A 1,282-nucleotide genomic window follows, 5' to 3' on the forward strand; every position below is an offset into this window, starting at 1 on the left:
ATCATCGCGCGCGTCGCCTGTGCGCCGTCGGCGGCGGCGCGAGCCGCGGCGGCCAGCACCTCGGTCGCGGGCTGGCCCGCCTGCAGGCCCGCCCGGGCGGCATGGGCAGCGGGGGCCCAGGCATCGACCATGGTCTTGTCGCCGGGCTTGCCCTGGCCGCGGGCGGCGATCCCCTCGGCCATGGCGACGATGACCTCTGGCAGGCGGGACAGAGGCACCTGCGTCTCGGCGCCAAGCGCCGAGGCGGCGCGCAGCAGGGCGCTGGCATAAAGCGGGCCGGTCGTGGCACCGACCGCGTTGTGCAGGGACGACGCGGCCAGGGTCAGCCCCTGTGCCAGCGTCTGGTCCGCCCCGCCCGCCTCGCCCAGGGCGCGTGCCGCGGCGGCAAAGCCCCCGGCCATCGCCACGCCGTGATCGGCATCGCCGATCTCTCCGTCCAGTTCGGCCAGATAGGATTGTTCCGCGGCCATGCGCTCGGCCAGGCTGCGGAACAGGTCGGTCAGATCATGGCGCGAGAACGGCTGCATGTCGGACCTCATTGGCACGGCCCGCCGCAGGGTTGCAAGCGGTCCCGGAACGGCACGTCACGGCTGCGACAGGCGGCGTTCCACGCTGTCGGCCAGCGTCGTCAGGATCAGGCAGCAGGACGTCGCCCCGGCATCGGGAACCCCCCGCGACCGTTCGCCCAACCGCGCCGCGCGGCCCAGCTTGGCGACCATGTCGACGGTGCTGTCGCGCCCCTGTTGCGCCGCCAGCGCCATCGCCCGCAAGGCCGCGGCGAACCCGTCGGGTCGTGCCGCGTCGAAGGCCGCGATGGCCGGGTCCAGGCAGTCGATCAGGGTCTTGTCGCCGACCTTGGCGGCGCCCGTGGCGGTGACGGCGGACAGCCCGGCCTGCAGCATGGTCAGGAACCCGTCCGCGTCGATGGCGGCGCGGTCGCGGATGGTGCGGCCCATGTCGCGGAACATGAAGCCGTAAAGCGGCCCCATCGATCCGCCGATCTCGGACATCAGCACATCCGACAGCACCAGGAAGGCACCGTCCAGCGGCTGGCCCGACAGGCGTTCGGCCGCGCGGCCAAAGCCCTTGGCCATGTTGATCCCGTGATCGCCGTCGCCGATCAGGCCGTCCACCTCGGACAGGTGCGCCTTGTTGGCAACGATCACCGCGGCCAGTTCGGCCACGATGTCGCCCGATCGCGCGACGGACAGGCGGGGATGGCCCGCGGCCTCGGGCGCGCGGGGGGCGCTGTCGGCGGCCGCGGCGGCGGCGCGGTGGCGCG

Annotated in this window: 2 protein-coding genes; both read right to left on the reverse strand. The window is 73.9% G+C overall.

From position 1 onward, the window contains the following. On the reverse strand, positions 1-527 hold a 527-nt coding region (locus tag FHD67_RS20140), incomplete at its 3' end, for a DAK2 domain-containing protein (protein WP_176695237.1). A gap of 57 nt (positions 528-584) precedes the next feature. After that, positions 585-1,282: dihydroxyacetone kinase subunit DhaL (gene dhaL / locus FHD67_RS20145; RefSeq protein ID WP_342775332.1), on the reverse strand; the 698-nt coding region annotated here is incomplete at its 5' end.

The organism is Paracoccus haeundaensis, from assembly GCF_006239215.1.
GTDB lineage: Bacteria > Pseudomonadota > Alphaproteobacteria > Rhodobacterales > Rhodobacteraceae > Paracoccus > Paracoccus marcusii.